Annotated in this window: 21 protein-coding genes and 1 tRNA gene; 11 read left to right on the top strand and 11 right to left on the bottom strand. The window is 58.3% G+C overall.

The window, feature by feature from the left end; translation table 11 throughout:
• Positions 1–77: 77 nt before the first annotated feature.
• Genes AC2FJF_RS11350 through AC2FJF_RS11330 form a run of 5 tightly spaced genes read left to right on the top strand, consistent with a single transcriptional unit; the run spans position 78 to position 5,847 of the window.
• Positions 78–1,541, top strand: a complete 1,464-nt coding sequence (locus tag AC2FJF_RS11350) for an aldehyde dehydrogenase family protein (protein ID WP_496725505.1) — start codon at positions 78–80, stop codon at positions 1,539–1,541.
• Complete coding sequence (locus tag AC2FJF_RS11345) at positions 1,541–2,518, top strand: membrane dipeptidase (RefSeq protein WP_496725504.1); 978 nt, start codon at positions 1,541–1,543, stop codon at positions 2,516–2,518. The genes AC2FJF_RS11350 and AC2FJF_RS11345 overlap by 1 nt, the downstream gene beginning before the upstream one ends.
• On the top strand, positions 2,515–4,200 hold the full coding sequence (locus tag AC2FJF_RS11340) for a hypothetical protein (protein ID WP_496725503.1): 1,686 nt from the start codon (positions 2,515–2,517) through the stop codon (positions 4,198–4,200). Before AC2FJF_RS11345 ends, AC2FJF_RS11340 begins: the two co-directional genes overlap by 4 nt.
• Positions 4,197–4,826, top strand: a complete 630-nt coding sequence (locus AC2FJF_RS11335) for a DUF3726 domain-containing protein (protein WP_496725502.1) — start codon at positions 4,197–4,199, stop codon at positions 4,824–4,826. Before AC2FJF_RS11340 ends, AC2FJF_RS11335 begins: the two co-directional genes overlap by 4 nt.
• Before the next feature lie 10 nt (positions 4,827–4,836).
• The gene (locus AC2FJF_RS11330) at positions 4,837–5,847 is read left to right on the top strand and encodes an Ldh family oxidoreductase (RefSeq protein WP_496725501.1); all 1,011 of its coding nucleotides are present in this window, start codon (positions 4,837–4,839) and stop codon (positions 5,845–5,847) included.
• A gap of 18 nt (positions 5,848–5,865) precedes the next feature.
• Here the strand turns inward: AC2FJF_RS11330 and AC2FJF_RS11325 are convergent, their stop codons facing one another.
• Entirely contained in the window at positions 5,866–6,894 is a 1,029-nt protein-coding gene (locus tag AC2FJF_RS11325; RefSeq protein ID WP_496725500.1) for a LacI family DNA-binding transcriptional regulator, read from the bottom strand.
• Positions 6,895–7,007: 113 nt separating this feature from the next.
• Here AC2FJF_RS11325 and AC2FJF_RS11320 point away from each other — a divergent pair, with 113 nt between their 5' ends.
• The 5 genes from AC2FJF_RS11320 to AC2FJF_RS11300 are packed head-to-tail and all read left to right on the top strand — an operon-like array spanning position 7,008 to position 12,945.
• Entirely contained in the window at positions 7,008–8,519 is a 1,512-nt protein-coding gene (locus tag AC2FJF_RS11320; RefSeq protein WP_496725499.1) for a tripartite tricarboxylate transporter permease, read from the top strand.
• Positions 8,516–8,971 (top strand): tripartite tricarboxylate transporter TctB family protein, encoded by a 456-nt coding sequence (locus AC2FJF_RS11315; RefSeq protein ID WP_496725498.1) that lies wholly within the window; start codon positions 8,516–8,518, stop codon positions 8,969–8,971. Before AC2FJF_RS11320 ends, AC2FJF_RS11315 begins: the two co-directional genes overlap by 4 nt.
• A gap of 44 nt (positions 8,972–9,015) precedes the next feature.
• Positions 9,016–9,975 (top strand): Bug family tripartite tricarboxylate transporter substrate binding protein, encoded by a 960-nt coding sequence (locus AC2FJF_RS11310; protein WP_472723032.1) that lies wholly within the window; start codon positions 9,016–9,018, stop codon positions 9,973–9,975.
• Between the two features lie 55 nt (positions 9,976–10,030).
• On the top strand, positions 10,031–11,452 hold the full coding sequence (gene sauS / locus AC2FJF_RS11305; RefSeq protein ID WP_496725497.1) for an acylating sulfoacetaldehyde dehydrogenase: 1,422 nt from the start codon (positions 10,031–10,033) through the stop codon (positions 11,450–11,452).
• Positions 11,449–12,945: an AMP-binding protein gene (locus AC2FJF_RS11300; protein WP_496725496.1), complete on the top strand. Its 1,497-nt coding sequence runs from the start codon at positions 11,449–11,451 to the stop codon at positions 12,943–12,945. The genes sauS and AC2FJF_RS11300 overlap by 4 nt, the downstream gene beginning before the upstream one ends.
• Positions 12,946–12,998: 53 nt before the next feature.
• Here the strand turns inward: AC2FJF_RS11300 and AC2FJF_RS11295 are convergent, their stop codons facing one another.
• The 7 genes from AC2FJF_RS11295 to AC2FJF_RS11265 all read right to left on the bottom strand — a co-directional run bounded on the left by AC2FJF_RS11295 (position 12,999) and on the right by AC2FJF_RS11265 (position 18,372).
• Positions 12,999–15,011: a DEAD/DEAH box helicase gene (locus AC2FJF_RS11295; RefSeq protein ID WP_496725495.1), complete on the bottom strand. Its 2,013-nt coding sequence runs from the start codon at positions 15,009–15,011 to the stop codon at positions 12,999–13,001.
• A gap of 233 nt (positions 15,012–15,244) precedes the next feature.
• Positions 15,245–15,319, bottom strand: a tRNA-Phe gene (locus tag AC2FJF_RS11290).
• A gap of 79 nt (positions 15,320–15,398) precedes the next feature.
• Entirely contained in the window at positions 15,399–15,581 is a 183-nt protein-coding gene (locus tag AC2FJF_RS11285) for a DNA gyrase inhibitor YacG (protein ID WP_109312468.1), read from the bottom strand.
• Positions 15,578–16,600: a ribonuclease E/G gene (locus AC2FJF_RS11280; protein WP_496725494.1), complete on the bottom strand. Its 1,023-nt coding sequence runs from the start codon at positions 16,598–16,600 to the stop codon at positions 15,578–15,580. Before AC2FJF_RS11280 ends, AC2FJF_RS11285 begins: the two co-directional genes overlap by 4 nt.
• Positions 16,597–17,175 carry a Maf family protein gene (locus AC2FJF_RS11275; RefSeq protein ID WP_496725493.1) on the bottom strand — a complete coding sequence of 193 codons (579 nt, stop codon included), beginning with the start codon at positions 17,173–17,175 and terminating at the stop codon, positions 16,597–16,599. The genes AC2FJF_RS11280 and AC2FJF_RS11275 overlap by 4 nt, the downstream gene beginning before the upstream one ends.
• Positions 17,176–17,186: 11 nt before the next feature.
• Entirely contained in the window at positions 17,187–17,405 is a 219-nt protein-coding gene (gene infA, locus AC2FJF_RS11270) for a translation initiation factor IF-1 (protein WP_005978431.1), read from the bottom strand.
• 91 nt (positions 17,406–17,496) lie between these two features.
• Positions 17,497–18,372, bottom strand: a complete 876-nt coding sequence (locus AC2FJF_RS11265) for a carbon-nitrogen hydrolase family protein (RefSeq protein WP_496725492.1) — start codon at positions 18,370–18,372, stop codon at positions 17,497–17,499.
• A gap of 374 nt (positions 18,373–18,746) precedes the next feature.
• Here AC2FJF_RS11265 and AC2FJF_RS11260 point away from each other — a divergent pair, with 374 nt between their 5' ends.
• Entirely contained in the window at positions 18,747–18,953 is a 207-nt protein-coding gene (locus tag AC2FJF_RS11260; protein ID WP_496725491.1) for a dodecin, read from the top strand.
• Between the two features lie 56 nt (positions 18,954–19,009).
• Here the strand turns inward: AC2FJF_RS11260 and AC2FJF_RS11255 are convergent, their stop codons facing one another.
• The 3 genes from AC2FJF_RS11255 to AC2FJF_RS11245 are packed head-to-tail and all read right to left on the bottom strand — an operon-like array spanning position 19,010 to position 20,449.
• On the bottom strand, positions 19,010–19,603 hold the full coding sequence (locus AC2FJF_RS11255; RefSeq protein ID WP_496725490.1) for a GNAT family N-acetyltransferase: 594 nt from the start codon (positions 19,601–19,603) through the stop codon (positions 19,010–19,012).
• Complete coding sequence (locus AC2FJF_RS11250; protein ID WP_496725489.1) at positions 19,596–19,994, bottom strand: ketosteroid isomerase-related protein; 399 nt, start codon at positions 19,992–19,994, stop codon at positions 19,596–19,598. Before AC2FJF_RS11250 ends, AC2FJF_RS11255 begins: the two co-directional genes overlap by 8 nt.
• 2 nt (positions 19,995–19,996) lie before the next feature.
• Positions 19,997–20,449 carry an arsenate-mycothiol transferase ArsC gene (locus tag AC2FJF_RS11245; RefSeq protein ID WP_058275393.1) on the bottom strand — a complete coding sequence of 151 codons (453 nt, stop codon included), beginning with the start codon at positions 20,447–20,449 and terminating at the stop codon, positions 19,997–19,999.
• Positions 20,450–20,452 lie beyond the last annotated feature (3 nt).

The following is a 20,452-nucleotide window of genomic DNA, read 5'->3' as shown; positions in this document are numbered from 1 at the left end:
TTTTCTGAAGTTTGCTCAATTTATTTGAGTTTGACTGATATCTACTCAAAAAGCCATTCTGCGCCAGACCAATTTTCATGACTCTGGGGCGCATCGTGACAAAACTGAACCTGATTGCTGGCGAATGGCTGGCGGGCGAGACCGAAATTGAAAACCGCAATCCTTCGGATCTGAGCGATCTGGTTGGCATGTTTGCTCAGGCCAGCGCCGATCAGCTTGAGGCCACATTGGATCAGGCGCGTGTTGCACAGGCAGAATGGGAAGCCTACGGTCCCGAGCGCAAGCAAGCGGTTCTGATGAACATCGGCAACGAGTTGATGTCGCGCGCCGAAGAGCTGGGCACCCTGCTGGCCCGCGAAGAAGGCAAGCCGCTGGCCGAAGGCAAGGGCGAGGTTTACCGCGCCGGTCAGTTCTTTACCTATTACGCAGCCGAATGCCTGCGCCAGATCGGTGAAAACGCCGACAGCGTCCGCCCCGGTGTTGAAATTGACGTCCGCCGCGAAGCCGTGGGCGTGGTTGCCATCATCAGCCCGTGGAACTTCCCGACTGCGACCGCGTCGTGGAAGATTGCTCCGGCGCTGTGCTATGGCAACGCAGTTGTCTGGAAACCCGCCAACATCACGCCGGCTTCTGCCGTGGCCCTGACCGAAATCATCGAACGTCAGGACATTCCAAAAGGGCTATTCAGCCTTGTCATGGGGTCGGGCCGCTCGATCGGTCAGCGTTTGGTGGAAAGCCCCAAGGTCAACGCGATTTCCTTCACCGGTTCCGTTCCAGTTGGCAAAGGTATAGCCGCCGCTGCGATCCAGAACCTGACCAAAGTTCAGATGGAGATGGGATCGAAAAACGCGCTGGCCGTCATGGACGACGCCGATCTCGATCTCGCGGTCACGCTGGCACTGGGCGGAGCCTTTGGCGGAACAGGTCAGAAATGTACCGCGTCCTCGCGTCTGGTCGTTCATGCCGGTGTGCATGATGCGTTTGTCGAAAAGCTCGTGGCCGGTGCCCAGGCGATGAAAGTTGGCCACGCTTTGGAAGAGGGCGTTCAGATGGGGCCGGTCGTCAGCGAACAGCAGCTGGGCGAAAACCTCGCCTATGTCGATCTGGGCAAATCTGAGGGCGCAGAACTGGCCTGCGGTGGTCAGCGGCTTGAGATGCCGCATGACGGGTTCTACATGTCCCCCGGCGTTTTCCTGAACACCAACAACGATATGCGGATCAACCGCGAAGAGATGTTCGCGCCGCTGACCAGCGTCATCAAGGTCGGCAGCTATGACGAAGCGCTGAGCGTAGTTAACGACACCAATTTCGGGCTGACGTCGGGGATCGTGACGCAAAGCCTCGCCCGCGCGACCCATTTCCGCCGCAACGCGCGCACTGGTGTTGTGACCGTGAACCTTCCGACTGCGGGCACCGACTATCACGTGCCCTTCGGCGGACGCGGTGACAGCTCTTACGGTCCACGCGAGCAGGGCAAGGCAGCGGCGGAGTTCTACACCACGGTCAAAACTGCATACATCAGCGCCGGGACCCCGGTCTGATGCGCATCGACGGGCTGCAATACGCCAACTGGTCGGAGAAAATCTTCCGCCAACTGCGCGAAGGGGGCGTGGATGCGATCCACGTCACCATCTCATATCACGAGAACTTTCGCGAAACGGTTCTGAACTTTGAAAAGTGGAACCGCTGGTTTGAGCAATTTCCAGACCTGATCATGAAAGGCCGTTGGGCCAGCGACATCGACATCGCCCGGGAAACCGGGCGGACGGCCGTGTTCTTTGGGTTCCAGAACCCGTCGCCCATCGAAGATGATATCGGGCTGGTGGAAATCCTGCACGATCTGGGCGCGCGGTTCATGCAGTTGACCTATAACAACCAGTCCCTGCTGGCGACCGGGTGTTACGAGGCCGAGGACACCGGCATCACCCGCATGGGCAAACAGGTCATCAAAGAGATGAACCGTGTGGGTCTGGTAGTCGACATGAGCCATTCGGCGGATCGTTCGACCATAGAAGCGGCCGAGATCTCCGAACGTCCCATCGCCATTACGCATGCCAACCCGCACGAATGGTCCCCTGCCCTGCGCAACAAGCGCGATGCGGTGATCCGCGCGGTCACGGAAAACGGTGGGATGTTGGGCTTTTCGGTCTACCCTCATCACTTGAAAGACAAGTCCGACTGCACGTTAGAGAGTTTTTGCGAAATGATTGCCCGTACGGCCGACAAATACGGTGCACAACATCTAGGGATTGGAACTGACCTGTGTCAGGATCAGCCCGACAGCATCGTCGAATGGATGCGCGTTGGTCGCTGGACCAAGGAAATCGACTACGGCGAAGGTTCAGCCAGCAATCCCGGCTTTCCTCCGATGCCCAGCTGGTTCGAGGATAATCGCGACTTCGGAAATATCGAAACCGGGCTGCGCAACGTTGGCATGAACGCCGAAGAAGTCTCGGGCATCATGGGCGGAAACTGGTACCGCTTTTTCGATCTGAACTTTGGATCAAAAACCGCATGAACCACGTCAGTACTGATATCCCGCGACGCGATCCTGCGCAGGTTATGCGCCTGTCGCGGCTGGGCTCGCTGCATCAGTGCAGACTCAGCTTTATGCGACAACTGACCCGACGTATGGCGCGCGAGAACTGGGCCTTTACGCGTCCTGTTTTTGAGATCGACGAAAACGGCGTCGGCCACGCAGTCTACACGGCGCAAGGTCCGGATCGCGCCTATTCGCTGGTTGCGTTCGCCCATGACCTGCCGCCCGAACAACGGTCGGACCGGGTGATCGCTGAGGCGTGGGACGCCACTTTCGCATTATTCGATGGCATCCCAACGAAGCAGGACATCCAACGCCTGTCAGAAAACGTTCCGTTGCAAGAGGCAGGGCGCGTAAGCGAAAGCGAGCTGTCCCTGTCTCGTGCCAACCGGTCCGTGCGTTTGTGGAAACACGTGGTTGACAGGTTGGCTGCCGGACAACAGCCCGACTTGGAGCAAATCCATAAAGTCGGCTACCTGATGCGGACGACAGCCGTTTACGGATCGGGCAAGTTCGGCGCCGCGGATCGCGAGAAGATTGCGAACCGGCCAGAACTGCACGCACCCTTTCAGGCGGAAATGCTGTCGGTCTACCTGACGCGAACATTTGTCCGCGATCTGGTGCAACATATGGCCCTCGCCAAAGGCGGCATGCGGACGGCTGAACTGAACCCCGAGATTGCACAGTGGCTGGGCATCGGAAACTCAACCGGATTGGGGATGGCTCCATTCATCGTCAATCACCCGGTATTGTTCAACAACTGGATCATGGCGCGCGAAGAGGCGTTGGCACGTGTTCGGTCTCTGCAATCAGCGTCAGAGGACGAAGCCCGACACTTTCGGGACATCTATGATCGCAGCAAGTTATCGATGTCGTGGTGGCGATCCGAGCATCCGGTCCAGATTGAAAAGATTGCCTCATTGAATGCCGATCTAACAGCCATTTCCGGCTATCTGGACGAAAATGACCTGACGCAGGACCGCCCGTGGGATCGGCTCATCCGCTGGTCAGTAACCACACTTGGCGAAGAAGGTCAGGAACTGCTCGCGTCGCTTGTTCTGGAACCCTATGGCGAGCTGGTGGATGGCCTGACCGGTTGTATGGCTGACGGGAATGCTCAGGCACAGGTTATTGATGGAGGCATGACTGTCGATCAACTCCGTGCCGCGATCCACGATCGCTTTGGCTGGGCACTGGATATGGATTGGTCGGCCGAGGCGAACTGCGCGCGCGCCTGGTACGTGTCCGAAGAAAAGCTGGAACCGCGACTTGGTGAACGGTTCGAGGAACCGATTGCCGAATATGAACAGCCCCTTGCACCGGCCAGAGACGCCGCGCTGGCTTATGCGGATCTTGAGAATTGGCAGGACGACAGGTCGATAGCCGAGTTCCTACTGCGCCATCCCGAGCACCGCCACACGGTGCGGCGCGCGCAGATCGGCGTTGTAGCCCCGTATGGCGAGCTTCGCGACAACACGATAAGCGCAGACGTCATGCCCATCGATATGCTCCGGGCCAAGCTGTCGTTTTTCGGTGCCACGCATTTTGATCCGCGCTCGGACCGCTGGGTCCGTATCTGCATGTACGCTGGCGCGCCTTACCCTGAAGACCTGAATACCAGCACAGCAGACTTGTGGGTTTACCCGGAGCTATCTTCATGAACGTCTCGCTAAATGAGATCGAAGCCACCGCAAAGCGCGCGGCGCGTGGTGCAGGATATAGCTGGGGACTGGCCGAGGAAGCCGCGAAAGCAACACGCTGGCTGTGCGCGCGGGGGCAAAACGGCACCGGTGCTTTGGCTCAGCTGCTGCAACTGGAATTGACGCGCGCACCTAAACAACACTCCCCGGCCGATCTGAGCGGAGAATGGCAGAGTGATAGCGAGCTTTGCCCTTTAGTGACTGGCGCATTGCTGTCAGATTGTGCGCACCAACTGAACTCAGCCCCGATTGAGATAAAGAACGTAGCTGTGCCTGCCTTGCTGCTTCCGTTCGCGGCAAATGCGGCGCGCGTGTTACAGACCTGCGTGAGTGTTGACTGTGACCGTGCACAGGTAGAAACCGACGGATTTGACCTGTCCCTGAACGCCCCACTTTCGGATAGGGCACAACAGGTTTCGGTGCAAATCGGTGGCCAACTGACCGCACCAGTCCCCCGTCGAACACGGGCGGAACCTGATCCAACTGATTGGAACATTCTGAACCGGTTCGCCCACCGCACATACGCCCCCGCCACCGAGGAATCCCGCCTGCGCGGGGCCGGAGCGGGCTTATCCGACAACGATTAAAGAGGCCCCAATGATCGAAACCCGTACCCTGAGCCTTGAGCAGATCGAAGATCTCGCCTTCCGCGCGCTTGTCACCGCAGGAACATCTGAAGCCAACGCCCGGCCATTGGCCGTTGCCACCGCGGCAACCGAGGCGGACGGGGTTGCCAGCCACGGGCTGGCCTACATCCCGATATATTGCGAGCACGTGCAATGTGGGAAAGTGGACGGAACAGCCCAACCGGAACTGTCGCGCCCACGCCCCGGCGCAGTGAACGTGGACGCAGCAACCGGCTTTGCCCATTCCGCGATTGATATGGGTTTTTCGGCCCTTATCCCAGCCGCGCGTGAACAGGGGATCGCGGCGCTGTCGATCCGCAACAGCTATAACTGCGGTGTCCTTGGCTACCATACGTACCGTTTGGCGCAGGCCGGATTGGTGGGATTGGGGTTCACCAACGCTCCGGCCTCGATCGCGCCCTCGGGAGGTGCGAAACCCGTCGTCGGGACCAACCCTTTCTCGATCGCGGCACCGGGTGCGGACGGCCAGCCTGCCCTGCTGATCGACCAAAGCGCCAGCACGATTGCCAAAAGCGAGGTCATGAAACACGCCCGCGAAGGCAAACCGATTCCGGTTGGCTGGGCTCTGGACGCAGATGGCAATCCGACCACGGACCCGAATGTCGGCCTTAAGGGGTCGATGGCACCGTCAGGCGGTTACAAAGGCGTCGGTGTTGCCCTGCTGACCGAGGTACTGGCCGCAGCCCTGACCGGCGCGACCCTTGGCATTAACGCCGCGCCTTTTTCCGGCACCGCCGGTGGCCCCCCCAAGACCGGGCAGTTCTTCATTGCGATCGACCCGACCGCCACCTCTGGCGATGCGTTTACTTCGGGGATCAGCGAGTTGGTCGGCGCAATCCGTGCACAGAACGGAGCGCATCTGCCCGGCGATGGACGCGGCGGCAAGCGCAGGCAGGCACAGACCGACGGCGTTGCAGTCAATGCAGCCACGCTGGATAAGATTGAGGCAATCATAGCCTAACTATTCTGCCCAGGCCTGTCAGGTCGCCAGCGAACGGGTCGTTTGTCTGGCGACACATTCCAAATCACAGCGGATGCTGAAATGCTTGGGGTCATCCGACGTAATAAAGTCGGTGAATTTCTCACCGGCCAGTGCTCCGATGGTTTCTGCGGGAATGCGGATGGTTGTAAGGCCCGGCTCGACGTCAGCTGAGCCCTTGAAATCTCCGATACCAATTATCGACAGATCATCGGGAACGCTTAAACCAAGCTTTTGGGCAGCAAACAGCGCCCCCTGCGCAATGACGTCATTGCCGCACAGCAATGCCGTCGGACGTTTCGGCGTCGTCAAAAGGGCCAAGGCCGCCTGCTTGGCCTGAGAAACACTGTACGGCGCTTGGGTTTCATGCTCATCAGGTACGGAAACCCCGTGTTCGCCCAACGCGTCGTGCACTGCGGAAAGGCGGTGCTGCGCGCGGTCGTTCCCCTGAGTTTCGGGAAAGATCAACCCGATGTCACGGTGTCCCAAATCTAGCAGGTGTTCGGCCGCCAATCGTCCGGCCAGATGGTTGTCCGCACCAACGCAAGGCAGGGGTGATTCTTCTGAGTAATTCCAGATTGCCAGCGCGGGAATCTTTTGCTGTTTAATCAAGCGGTTAGTGGCATTGGAATGTTCCAACCCGACCAGCGCCACGCCGTCCACGCGATGTTCAAGAAACTTGCGAACCATCGCGTATTCCCGATCTAGGTCATACCCATGCGACGCCAGCAACAGGCTGAATCCTGCCTGGTCGATCGAATCCGAAAAGGCCTGAATAACCTCGGAAAAAATGGCATGGTTGATTGTGGGCACCACAAGGCCAATTGTTCCCGACCGTTTTCCATGCATCGTTTGGGCGGCGCGGTTGCGGATGTATCCCAAGCGCTGCACCGCTTTGTTGATCTTTTTGCGAGTCGCCGGGTTGACCAGATCGGGGTGATTGAAGGTACGTGAAACCGTAGATGGCGACACCTTTGCAGCCTTTGCAACGGCCACAATATCCACCTTACCCTTTTGAAAATTAGCCATAATTTTACCCTATCCGGTCAAATTTATGAAAACATTTGCAATACTATTTTCATCCCCTAACCTGATTTGTCAACAAAGGTAAAAGTGCGAACGGACGGGTTGGGAGGCCCAGGATGGAATTCATTTACTACTTCGGAGATGTGTTCACGCCGATGTCGTTCCTGCTGCTTTTGGGCGGCACGATCGGAGGGCTGATCCTGGGCGCGACACCGGGCCTGTCGCCAACGATGGCGGTGGCCCTGTTGATCCCGTTCACCTTTCAACTTGAGGCCGCGCAAGGCCTGATCCTGCTGGGGGCGGCCTATACCTCGACCGTGGCTGGCGGAGCGGTCAGTGCCATCTTGCTGAAGATCCCTGGCGCTCCGGCGAATATCGCCACCACTCTGGACGGGCACACCATGGCCAAAAAAGGCGAAGGTGCTCGCGCCTTGCAGCTGTCTTTTCTGGCATCGGCCGTGGGCGGCATCTTTGGTGTTCTGCTGCTGATCTTTCTGACGCCGGTTCTCGCACAATGGGCGCTGGCCTTTGGCCCGTCGCACCTGTTCTGGCTGGCCATTCTAGGGGTCACGGTGATTGGCACACTGGATTCCGCGTCGGTGGTCAAAGGGCTGCTGTCCGGATGTATCGGATTGTGGCTGGCCACGATCGGGTTCGACGACATCATGGGGGCACAACGCTTTATCTTCCACCCTGCCCTCGGCGGCGGCATAAACATCATTGCCGCGTTGATTGGCCTGTTTGCGATCCCACAGGTGCTGACCATGTTTGCCAAAGGGCGTCACAACACAGGTGCTGAAGTGATCGAAGTGCAGCGCCACTCGATCTTGGCGGCGTTCAAGGAACTGTTCAGCCGCACGCGCGCGCTGAGCATCGGCACGCTGACGGGCTCGATCATCGGCCTGATCCCCGGTGTCGGTGGGCAGATCGCGGGCCTTGTCGCCTATGACCAGACCAAGAAGTTCTCGTCGGAAAAAGAAAAGTTCGGCACCGGCCATTCCGAGGGCGTCATCGCCGCGGAATCCGCCAACAACGCAATGGTTGGCCCTTCGCTTGTCCCGCTGCTGACGCTGTCCATCCCCGGCAGCCCGACTGCCGCCGTGCTGTTGGGCGGGTTGCTGATCCACGGGATTTTCCCGGGCTCAGACCTGTTCGACAATCACCCCGATGTCGCCTGGACCTTCATCAACTCGATGCTGATTGGCCAGGTGCTGATGTGTATCTTCGGACTCTATGTTGCAGGGCTTGCGGCCCGTGTTGCTCAGGTTCCGCAATCCGTCATGGCCGCCATCGTTCTGGCCTTGTCGGTCTTCGGTGCATACTCGGTTCAGGGCTCTATGGGTGATGTCTATGTCATGGCGTGCCTCGGAATCGGGATGTTCTTTTTGGAACGCTTCGGTTTCTCGGCCGCGCCGCTGGTACTGGGTCTGATCCTCGGGCCAATCGCCGAGGCCAACTTCATCCAGGGTGGAATGATCGCTGACGCGACCGTGGGCAAGGCGTCGTACTTCATGACCGGAGGGCTGAACCTGTTCCTGATCGCCGTGGTACTGGCCTCGATCGCCTATTCGGTCTGGATGGAACTGCGCAGCCGCCGCTACACCACCAAAGAGGAGGCACAGGCATGAACCGCTCACAGCACGTATTCGGGTCAGGTCTGGTCTTTGCAGTTGGCCTGTGGGTCGCATGGGTCAGTTACACGCAACAACCCGCCGAGGCATTCCTGTTCCCACGCCTCATAGCAACGGTCTTTGTGGTTCTGGCCGGATGGACATTTGGCAAAGCGGTCATGGGTCTGTCCAAGGTCGGAAACGGCGTGACGCGGACAATGTTCGTGAACATGCTGCCGGGTCTGATCATCACGCTGATCTATGTTTTCTGGGCGGCGAAAACGCTGGGGTTCTACACCGCGACAACCATCGCTTTTTTTACCCTTCTGTCGATCTATGACCCCGCGCCCCACAACGAGGTCAAAACCTGGATCAAACGTGGGATCATCACAGCGGTCTTTGTGGCGGTGATGTACGGGCTCTTTGCCATGCTTTTGAACGTCTACACACCAAGAGAAATTCTGTTCTGAACACGCAAATGCGCGGATGAACTAAATCAGGGAGGAAACGCAAAATGAAACGATTAATTGCAGGGGCAGCAATGGCTCTGACGGGCCTGACGGGCGCGGCAATGGCCGAGGAATATCCCGAACGGCCGATCATGATGATGGTCAGTTACGGAGCCGGAGGCGCGACCGATTTTCAGGCACGGATCGTCACCATGACCTCGGGCAACGAGGATGCGCTAGGAATGCCCATCGCCATCATCAACAAGCCCGGTGCCGGTGGGCGCGTTGGCTGGAACTGGTTCGCAACTCAGGCCGATCCAGATGGCTATACGCTGGGTGCGTACAACGTTCCTCATTTCATCGCCCAGTCGATCAAGGGTGGCGTCGAATATTCGACCGACAGCTTTGAACCCATCGCGAACTGGGGCGCAGACCCGGCCGTGTTCGTGGTTGGTGCCGACAGTGAGTTCAACTCGATGGATGACGTTGTCGCCTATGCCAAGGAAAACCCGGGCAAGCTGACGGTATCCGGCGCGGGCCTTTTTGTGGGCCACCACATCGCGGCACTGCAGATCGACAAGGCAGCCGGGACCAAGATGGCCTACATCCCGACCAAAGGTGGCGGAGCAGCAGCCATGAAGGCCGTCATCGCTGGTGAAGTCATGGGCGGCATCAACAACCTGTCCGATGCGTTCCGCGCGCAAGAGGCGGGCAATGTGAAGATCCTCGGCGTTGCTGATCTTGAGCGCAATGCGTTTCTGCCGGATGTTCCGACGATGATGGAACAGGGGTTGGACGTGGACAACTCCTCGGTCAATTTCCGGGGTGTAATGGTGCCCAAGGGAACACCTCCTGAGGTGATTGAAAAATTGGCCGCAACCGTGCCCGAGATGTTCGCCAATTCTCGCGTTTCCAAGAAGATGGAGGCGGGTGGCTCGCCCATGCACATCATGACACGTGACGAAGTGATCGAGATGTGGGCGCAGCGCCAGCAAACGCTGAACGAATTGCTGGCTGGTCTTTAACCGACCCCAATCGGGGCGGGCAGAACCCGCCCCGGACAACCAATCGAGGACCAAAATGAACGCTCCAAACGACATAGCCCCCGAAATCGCCGAAGTGGACCGGATCGTGGCACAGGCACGCAAGGCTCAGGCTGCCTATGAGGCAACTGGCAGTCAGGCGCTCTATGACAAGGCGGCGCTGGCGGCAGGTTGGGCGATCATGGAACCCGCACGCAATCAGGCACTGGCAGAACTGGCGGTTGAAACCACCGGACTGGGCAATGTCCCCGACAAGATTACCAAGAACCATCGCAAAACTCTGGGTCTTCTGCGCGACATTGCCGAGGCAAAGACATATGGCATCATCAGCGACGATCCTGAAACAGGGATCACAGAAATCGCCCGTGCGATCGGCGTCGTAGGCGCGGTGGTTCCTTCGACCAATCCGGCCGCAACACCGGCCAACAACATCATTAATGCTCTCAAAGGTGGCAATGCTATCGTCGTCGCCCCCTCGCCCAAGGGCGTGGCATCCTGTGAGAAGCTGCTAAGCTTCATCCACGCGGAGTTTGACAAGCTGGGTCTGGATCGGGATCTGGTTCAGATGATCCCCGCACCGGGATCAAAATCCAAAACCCAACGGCTGATGGAGACCTCGGATCGGGTGATCTGCACCGGCAGTCAGAACAACGTTCACCGCGCTCAGTCCTGCGGCACACCGGCTGTCGCGGTTGGTGCAGGCAATGTCATCGTGATTGTCGATGAAACCGCCGATCTGTCGGCGGCGGCAGCCAAGATCACGGCGTCAAAGTGTTTTGATAATGCGACTTCGTGCTCGTCCGAAAACGCAGTTGTGGTGGTAGACGCGGTCTATGATGACTTTGTCGCAGCAATGGCCGCCGAAGGTGGCGCGCTGGTCCCCGCATCCGATGCCGCAGGTATCATTGCGCGTCTCTGGCCGGACGGGCACCTCAACCGATCCGCGATCGCTCAGGACGCCGACAAGATGCTTGATGCGTTGGGGATGGCAGACAAAGCACCCGAAGGCACAAAGTTTCTGGCGGTAGAGACCGATGGGATCGGTCCCGATCATCCCCTGTCCGGAGAAAAGCTGAGCCGCGTTCTGGCGCTGTACCGGACGTCGGACTATGCGGCTGCCAAGGCCACAGCAGCGCGCGTCCTGGCCTATCAGGGAGCCGGACATTCGGTCGGCATTCACACCAGCGACGACGCACGCGCCATTGAGCTGGGTCGAGAGTTGCCCACCTGCCGAGTTATCGTGAACCAAGCCCATACCTTTGCCACGGGCGGCAGCTTCACCAACGGAATGCCTTTCTCTCTATCTATGGGATGCGGCAGTTGGGGCGGAAACTCTATCGATACCAACCTGCATTGGCGGCACTTCGTCCAGACCACCAAAATTGTGCGTGAAATAGCCCCACGCGAACCCGCGCTCGAGGACGTATTCGGCGCGTATTGGAGGGAGGCTGACCAATGATGGAACCGCCCAAAGGAACGGTCCGCGATTGGCTCGACCTAAGAGCCGATCAGGGCGGAACCGGGTTTGTTTTTCCCGATGGCGCACAGGATCTGAGCTGGGCTGAATTGCACGGCTCGGCCAAAAACGTCGCAAGCATGTTGACCAGCCTTGGGGCGCAAAAAGGCGAAAGCGTCGCCCTTGTCTATCCTAATTGCCGCGAGGCCCTTATCGCCTTGTTCGGCGTTCTCTATGGCGGATTCCGGGCAACCATGATCAATCTCGTCGCTGGCGACAGTGCCGTGGCCTACGCCCTTGAACACAGCGTCGCACGCTTTGCCTTCGTGCACCCGGATCAATCAGAGTTGTTTGGCCGAACAGCCGACCCTGCCGTGACCAAGCCTTTGCAGGTCGCCGGTGCTGGTGACGCAGATACCCAGCTTTACGACCTGACGCCCGATGATCATGCCCTTCTCATGTACACCTCAGGCACAACCGGCAGACCAAAGGGCGTTGTTCATACCCATTCCAGCCTTTTGGCAGGCGGCTGGACCACCGCTGTCGCACATGAGCTGACCGACACGGATCGCGGTTTCTGCGTCCTGCCGATCTATCACATCAACGGTCTGTGCGTGACTGTGATGGGAACCCTCGTTTCGGGCGGGTCCCTGGCTATGTGCGAACGGTTTTCGGCCAGCCGGTTCTGGGACAATCTTGGAAAGACTGAGGCAACTTGGTTTTCGGTAGTCCCGACCATCATCTCTCATCTGCTGCAATCCGACACCAATCCGGACATCCAAACCCGCCAGCGGTTGCGGTTCGGGCGCTCTGCCTCTTCCGCGCTGGCACCGGACGTACAACGGGCTTTCGAAGAACGATTCGACGTTCCTATCGTCGAAACCATGGGGCTTACCGAAACCGCCGCGCAGATCCTGTCGAACCCACTTCCGCCGGGTGTGCGCAAAATCGGCTCACCGGGCGTCGCCTATGGAAACGACGCCGCGATCCGGGATGCGAACCAACAGCCCGTCCCGCACGGAACCGAGGGAGAGCTGGTCATACGCGGCCCGAACGTGATGCTTGAATACCTCAAGGACCCAGATGCGACTGCGGGCACATTTACGGCCGATGGATGGCTGCGCACCGGCGATCTGGCGCGTATGGATGAGGATGGATACGTCTATGTCACCGGCCGCCTGAAGGAGCTGATCATCAAGGGCGGCGAAAACATCGCACCGCGTGAGATTGACGAGGCGCTTTATTCCCACCCCGACGTTGTCGAAGCCGCAGCCTTTGCACGCCCCTGTCGCAGCTATGGCGAAACCGTCGAGGCCGCTGTCAAAATCAGGGAAGGGTCCGAGCTGACGCCGCTGACCCTATTGGAGATTTGTGAGACCAAGCTGGGTCGGTTCAAATCCCCTGACGAGGTTCACATCCTGCGTGATCTGCCAAAAGGGCCATCGGGTAAGATTCAGCGTAACCGGATACTCGAAATCGTCGACGCTCGGACCTGAGCGTCGACGGGAATATGACCGCTGGCGCGTTGCTGCGGCCACATTGAGCGGTGCTAAGTCTTGCGCCGTTTCGGCACAGCATCTCCGCCCTTGCCCGCTTTCGCGGCTGAAACGCGGGCGCGGTTTTTCTTGCTGCTGGGTTTTCCCTTGGGCGGCGGCGGGCCTTTGGTGGGTTTACCGCCGGGCTTTACGCTTCCGTCTTTGCTCTTGTTAGCGGGCGTTTTGTGGGTTTTCTTCTTTGCGCTCGTTGCCGTGAATTTAACATCCGGCTCGCTCAGTGACGAGTCGCGGTGCGGTGTCGAGCCATGTTCTTTTGATCGGGTCTGTTTGAAACCGCGTTCCGCTGCTTTACTGGGCTTGCGATCTTCGGGCTTGGGTTTGCGGTTACGGGGCGTCGGGGCATCGTTCCAATCAACGGGGGTGGTGTCCCCTTTGCGCGGGCGCGGTTTACCCTTGGGTGGGCGGTTGGACCTTGGACGCTCAAACGCTGGCACGTCAGGCGCGCCATCCAAGCGCACAACGTCTTTCGAACCTTCGATTTTCATACCCGGTCCAACAGCCGCCAGAAAGCCCGCAACACTGGCTTCGCGGATCTCGACGTAAGACACATCATCGGCAATCCGGATCGCACCGATATCGTCTTTGGTCAGATCACCGGCCTTGCAGATCATCGGCAGCAAATGGCGCGGCGAAGCATTTTGGTTGCGACCTTCCGACAAGGAAAACCAAACGCTCGGACCAAAGGCGGCGCGGGGTTTGGGGCGGTCCGCCGTAACCGGGGCCAACTCTTCCGGTGCTGAATGGCGCAATTTATACTGACGTAGATACGCTGCCGCTATTTGTTCAGGGGTAAATTTTTCAACCAGGTGCTGAACCGCGTCATGTTCGCTTTCGGTAACCTCAACCTGCCAGTCATCCGAGGCGAGCATCCGCGCCTGATCCCGCTCGTTCACCTCATCCGAAGACGGGGCGACGCCCCAATCCGCCGTGAGCTTTGCGAATTTCAGAATGCGCTCGGCCTTTTTCCGCGATGACGGTTCGACCACCAGGGCGCTGACGCCCTTTCGCCCTGCCCGGCCCGTGCGCCCAGAGCGATGCAAAAGCGTCTCGTGACTGTTGGGCAGCTCGGCGTGGATCACCAGATCGAGGTTCGGCAAATCAATCCCGCGCGCCGCGACATCTGTCGCCACACATACCCTCGCACGCCCATCACGCATCGACTGCAACGCGTTAGAGCGTTCACTCTGCGTCAGCTCACCAGACAGTGCCACCACAGAAAACCCGCGGTTGGAAAGCCGCGTGGTCAATCGTGACACCATCGCACGCGTGTTACAAAAAACGATGGCGTTGGGGGCTTCGTAGTACCGCAACGCATTGATGATCGCGTTATCCCCGTCCCGCGGCGCCACCATCATTGCACGATATTCGATATCGGCATGTTGGGTTTTCTCGCTGACAGTGCTCACCCGTTCGGCATCGCGCTGATAGCTGGTTGCCAGGCTAGCAATGGCGCGTGGGACCGTAGCTGAGAACAGCAACGTTTGCCGCTCCGCCGGGGTTTCATCCAGGATGAACTCAAGATCCTCGCGAAATCCAAGGTCAAGCATTTCATCCGCTTCGTCCAGAACCACGGCCCGGATCGCGGTCAGATCAATGGAACCACGCATGATATGATCGCGCAGTCGCCCCGGCGTTGCGACAACAATATGCGCCCCCCGCGCCAAAGCCCGGCGTTCATCACGCATATCCATGCCACCGACGCACGAGGCCAGAAACGCGCCGGCATCAGAGAAAAGCCAGCTCAGTTCACGCTTGACCTGCATGGCCAGTTCCCGCGTAGGCGCAACCACCAAAGCCAACGGCGCACCGGACGCCCCGAACGTCTCATCTTCGCCCAGCAACTGTGGTGCAATCGCCAACCCGAACCCGATGGTTTTTCCCGATCCGGTTTGCGCCGACACCAACATATCGCGCCCTTCCAGCTCAGGCTGTGTCACGGCCTGTTGGACTTGTGTCAAAGTATCGTAACCCTTGCGGGCAAGCGCATCTGCGATGGTCTGTTTCACGGTGGTGTTCTTTGTATCAGCCGGGGGATACGTGCCTTGCGGTATTGCAATCAGCGCATCTTCCAAGGTTAAAGACCGCCTCTTAACGGGAGTCGCTGGCAATGTATAGCCGTGTCTTTTGTGGTGACCGAAGTAAAAAACCGCCGGTCACGTAGGTATCTTTTGATGAACTTGTCTGCAGTTTCAGCCAACTGTCAAAAGCCGATGCGAAACCAATACTTTACCAGATAAAGTGGTGCCCGGGGGCGGAATCGAACCACCGACACGAGGATTTTCAATCCACTGCTCTACCCCTGAGCTACCCGGGCACGGGAACGGCGTTTGCCGTTGGGTGGAGGCCTTCTATGACTTGCTACAGGCAGTGTCCAGAGGCTTTTTCACATTTTTTCAATGTGGACGTTGTTGCTCTGCTTCGGGATCGGAAACTTCGGTTTCAACGTCCTCTTCCCGCTGCGATGGAACCGCGTAGGACCCGTTCAGCCACTTGGCCAGATCAATATCAGCACACCGTTTCGAACAGAATGGCCGAAACTCGGTTACAGACTTTTCTGCGCAGATCGGGCAGCTCATTTCAACACTTCCGACAACGGGATACGGCCGCGTTTGCGCTGTAGTTCGTAGTGGCCAAGAGGGGTCCAGCCTGCCAGCGTGGTTTCGATCGAATCTGCCTTCAACGCAGCGCGCAGAGAGGCCTCGAATCCACGGCGATCCTTTTTGGGCATTGGTGCTAGGTCCAGAGTGATTTGCCCCCCTAAACCGCGAACGCGCAATGCACGGGCAAGCCCTTTGGCACAGGCGAAATTGGCCTTGGTTCCGGCCGCCATCGACGTGTCGGACCCAGTGTTGACATCCACAGCGACCAAGGCCCGGGTGGGCTGAATATATAGATACCCGCCTCCGGGCAGTGGCTCGGAAATACCACGCGCCACGTCCAATGCATCCAATACGCCATGCGTTTCGAAACTGCCCAGCTGTGTCACAACCTCAGCTGGGTCAGTCCAGTCGCGCCAGGCCAGAACATGGGGTCCGTCACCTTCCAGCAGCAGCTCGGGCTCAGTTCCCGGATCGTTCAAAACCTGATCCGCATGGGCCAGCATTGCGCCGATATCTCCGGCGATTTCAGCCGCACCTTCGCCCTCACAACAGGACCGCAGGATCAGGCCATGGCTGCTGCCCTCCATGCTCTCATGAGCGATTTCAAGAAGGCGGTCACGCTCATCTTCGTCGTGGATGGAACGTGAGATATTCAAACCGGGCGCATCAGGCGTGACGATCGCATAGCGGCTTTTAAACAGAACCCGATCGGTCACTGGCAGCGCCTTACCGGGTTCGGCATAGCCCGTCACCTGAACTAACATCAGGGCACCGGGTGCGAGCCCTTTGACCTGTCGTAAAAAGGCCGGACCATCTGGCGTGGTCAGGAACATGCCACCCTGCCCTTTGACCGGTCGGTCGGCACGGGCACGGTAAATCGTACCCGGCGCGGGCGCGTCAGCTGCAATCAGGAAATCGTCCAGCTGGCCGTCGACCATAAGGGCGGCAGCTTCGCGGTTTTCGATGTGATCCAGAACGATGGTTCGACCCTTCATGACACCTCACGATACAGGGGATAGCCGATGCCTTGCAAAAGCGCGGCGGTCTCGGACAAAGGTAGACCCACAATGCCGGTAAACGAACCGGAAATCCACGGGATGAAAGCCCCGGCGGGGCCTTGAATGGCGTAAGCGCCTGCTTTGCCCTGCCAGTCTCCGGTCGCCAGGTAAGCGTTGATTTCAACGTCTGACAGGCGTTTGACCTTGACCTGAGACACCACATCACGTTGCAGAACGCGGTCCCCGCACCGTACGGCGACCGAGGTGATTACGCGGTGCCGTCGACCGGACAAAGCATGCAGGAACTCAGCCGCCTGGCTCGCGTCTTCTGGTTTTCCTAGAATACGGCGCCCCAGTGCGACCGTGGTGTCCGCGCAAAGAGTTACATCGTCGCCATCGGCCTGTACCGCCTGCACTTTTGCCCGCGTAATGCGATTGCAATAGGGCACCGGCAGCTCACCTTTCAGCGGCGTTTCATCAATGTCGGGTGCTCGGATGGCATCGGGCTGCACGCCAAGCTGGGCCAACAGGTCCAGCCGCCTTGGGCTGCCCGATCCTAAGATAAACGCCATTGCGGCAGGCGTTACTTGAAGCGGTAGTTGATCCGACCCTTGGTCAGATCATAGGGGGTCATCTCGACCTGAACTTTGTCGCCGGCCAGAACACGGATGCGGTTCTTGCGCATCTTGCCTGCCGTATGTGCGATGATCTCATGGCCGTTTTCCAGCTCGACCCGAAACGTCGCATTAGGCAGGAGTTCCTTCACGACACCGGGAAATTCGAGCGTATCTTCCTTGGCCATGTTGTCTCCACATTTAAGTTGCACTCGCAGAATCTGCGAGGATGTGCGCTTAAATGAGCCCATTTGGGGCTTATTTCAAGGGCGGAATCACCTAAAGGGCGGATAATGTGACCGATTCGACTCGGGGGGCTTGTTCTTCCCAGTGCGTTCGGTTCAGCACCTGGCCGTCGGCACGCACTTCCGCGATGGCGGACAGATCGATGTCTGCATAGGTCCAACCGGGGTGGTTAAGTGTGCCTTCGGCCAGTACGCCGGTGGCCGGAAAGCCCTTGTCTGGCGGGCCGAAAATGCCACCCGTTCCGGTATTCATATCTACAGCCTCGGACCAGTCGTTGTTCCCGACCAATGACGCCATAACCGTAACGCACTGATTTTCCAACGCTCTTGACATAGCACCAATCCGAACGCGCCAGTAACCCGAAAGCGCTTCGGTACACGAGGGGACAAGGATAAGGTCTGCCTCGCTGAGAGCACGACCCAGCAACGGAAATTCGCTATCATAACAGATCAACACCCCGATCTTGCCCAGCGCCGTATCGAACAGTTTCAATGGGCCGCCAGGGGCGATATCCCACGACTCGCGTTCGAACCGGGTCATAATCTGTTTGTCCTGGTGGTCCTGTTTGCCATCTGGGGCATAGAATGCAGCCCGGTTCACAGGTCGACCAGGGCCATCCAGAACCGGGGCCGATGCGCCCAAAATGTACGTCTTGTACTCCTGCGCGAGGCGCCGGTGCAGATTTCGCACATCCGCCATCCGATCCGAGACCGCGTGGATCGACCGCTCCAGATCACCCGCCACCTCGGCCCCGTCGAGCGTAGACAGCTCCATCGCGCCATATTCAGGAAAAACCAGCAGGTCCGCCCCCTGCCCCGCGGCGTCTGAGACCCAGCGGTCCAGCTTATCTTCATACTGCGCCCAGCTGTCGAGCCAATCGAGGTTATAGGCGGCAGTAGCGACTTTCATGGGCTATCCTTGCGGTCCAAACTCGGGCGAATTTAAGTGTGAGTTCGCGGGCTGTATAGCCCCATCCTGACACCTTGGGTTTTGAGTGACCATTTCCGCTATGACCCCGAACTGTCAAATGCCGCAGGATGCATGAATGACTGCCAATCCTTGCTCTTGTCGGAAATGAGCGGCCAACGAAACCGTCATTGTTGACCGGTGAACCAGCACACAATTCATTTTAAAGTGCTGGTATGTCAGCATACAACCATCTGTCAGTCTGCAAGAGACAGATTCAGTTGATGTCTTGGCAATGATGAGAGAGCCTGAGGGTCGGTTCCGAGGGGCCATCAAACACGCACCCAATAATCCAGTTCAGCTTAGGGAGAATGAAAGTGACGAATGCAACTTACAAGAAAATCGATGTCGTCGGCACGTCAACGGAATCTGTTGATGCAGCTATCAGGTCGGGTATCTCAAAGGCGGCTGAGACAGTTAAAAACCTTGATTGGTTCGAAGTTTCGGATATCCGAGGTCACATAACGGATGGCGAAGTTGGTCACTTCCAGGTCGCTATGAAAATCGGGTTCAGGCTCGACTAAGACAAGGCACAAGAACAGCAAAAGACCGATTTGTCCGCAGAGCAGACGAAAACTATCTACAGATCCCGCATCCAAAACTGCAGTCGCTTTGCTGTCTCGCCCTCTTCGCCAACATCCTTCCACGAAAACTGCGCGATCACACCGGGCAGCGGCTCATATCCCCGCGCGCGCCAGAAGGTATCCAAGGGGCGATAATTATTGGGCCGCATGGGGTGGTCTGGGGCGCGCTGTACACTGCAAAAGGCGCATTTTCTGTAGCCCAGCTTGCGCGCGTGTGCCTCGCGAAGGTCAAAAAACTTATGCCCAACCCCCTGCCCCCGATAGTCCGGCAAAAGGACAGATTCGGCGCAGTAGAAGATGTCGGTCAGGTCCAGGCCCGAGCCTTCAAAGGCGGCGGCGAAATCATCAGCGTGATCGGTCAGAGGGGCACCGGTTGAAGTGCCTATCAGGCGGTCACCATCGAACGCTCCAACAACGACCGCTTTGTCGCTGTCACGGTAAGATTGCAGGTACTTCCGCTCGTAATCGATGTCGCCGTCATACAGATACGGCCATGCCCGAAACACTAGAATCCGCAAACGCGCCACATCGTCCAAAGCACTTGTCAGCGCCGCGCCAGTCAGGGGGCGGACAGCTGTAACCTCAGCCATTCGAAACCTGCTTTGTCCAGTCAGCGAGGTTGTAGAACGTGGTAACGCGGGTGATCTTGCCGTCTTTCAAGTCAAAGAACGACCCAGCGGGCAAGCGATAGGTCTGGCCGTGGGCTTCGGGCAAACCCTCATCCGTTTGCAGATAGGTGCCGTTCACAGTGAACTCGGCCGAAGCGCGGGTGCCGCCTTCGGCCTCAAACACCACGATGTCCGTCAGGTGTTCCTTGTAGCAGCGGTTCATATGGGCGCAGAAGGCTGCAAATTTTTCCTTGCCAGTGCGGATCTGGCCTTCGTTCACGTGATGAGCCACGTCATCTGACAGGCAAGCCAGCATGCCGTCGACGTCACCGGCATTGAAAGCGTCGAAATAGGTTTTGACGGTCTGGTTCATGGTCACTCCGTAGGTTCGCCCCAGCGACCTTTGAGATGCTGAATGATCTGGTCGCGGGTCTGTCGGTAGTGAATTAACTTGTCTGCGCGGCTTTCGCCCAGTCCGGTAGGGTCCATTATTGGCCAATAATCGACATCCAAGTGAAAAATGCGCGTCAATTCCAGAGCCTGGCGCTGACTGGCTGGAGACAACGCAACGATCAAGTCGAACGAGCTGAGGTCGTCACCCCATTCCTGCATCTCATCAAACGAGCGGGACCGATGGCGGGACAGTTCAACGCCGACTTCCTGACAGACAGCAATGCAAAATCCGTCAATCTCAAGGTCATTTCGCACACCGGCGGACTGCACATAAGTGCCCGTACCATAGAACTTTTTCATGAGCCCTTCGGCCATAGGGGACCGAACCGCGTTATGGTCGCAACAAAACAGGACCGACTGCGGTAAAGGCTTCACGCG

Source organism: Ruegeria sp. CDSB013 (assembly GCF_059611165.1).
This window is presented reverse-complemented; position numbering and strand designations above follow the sequence as displayed.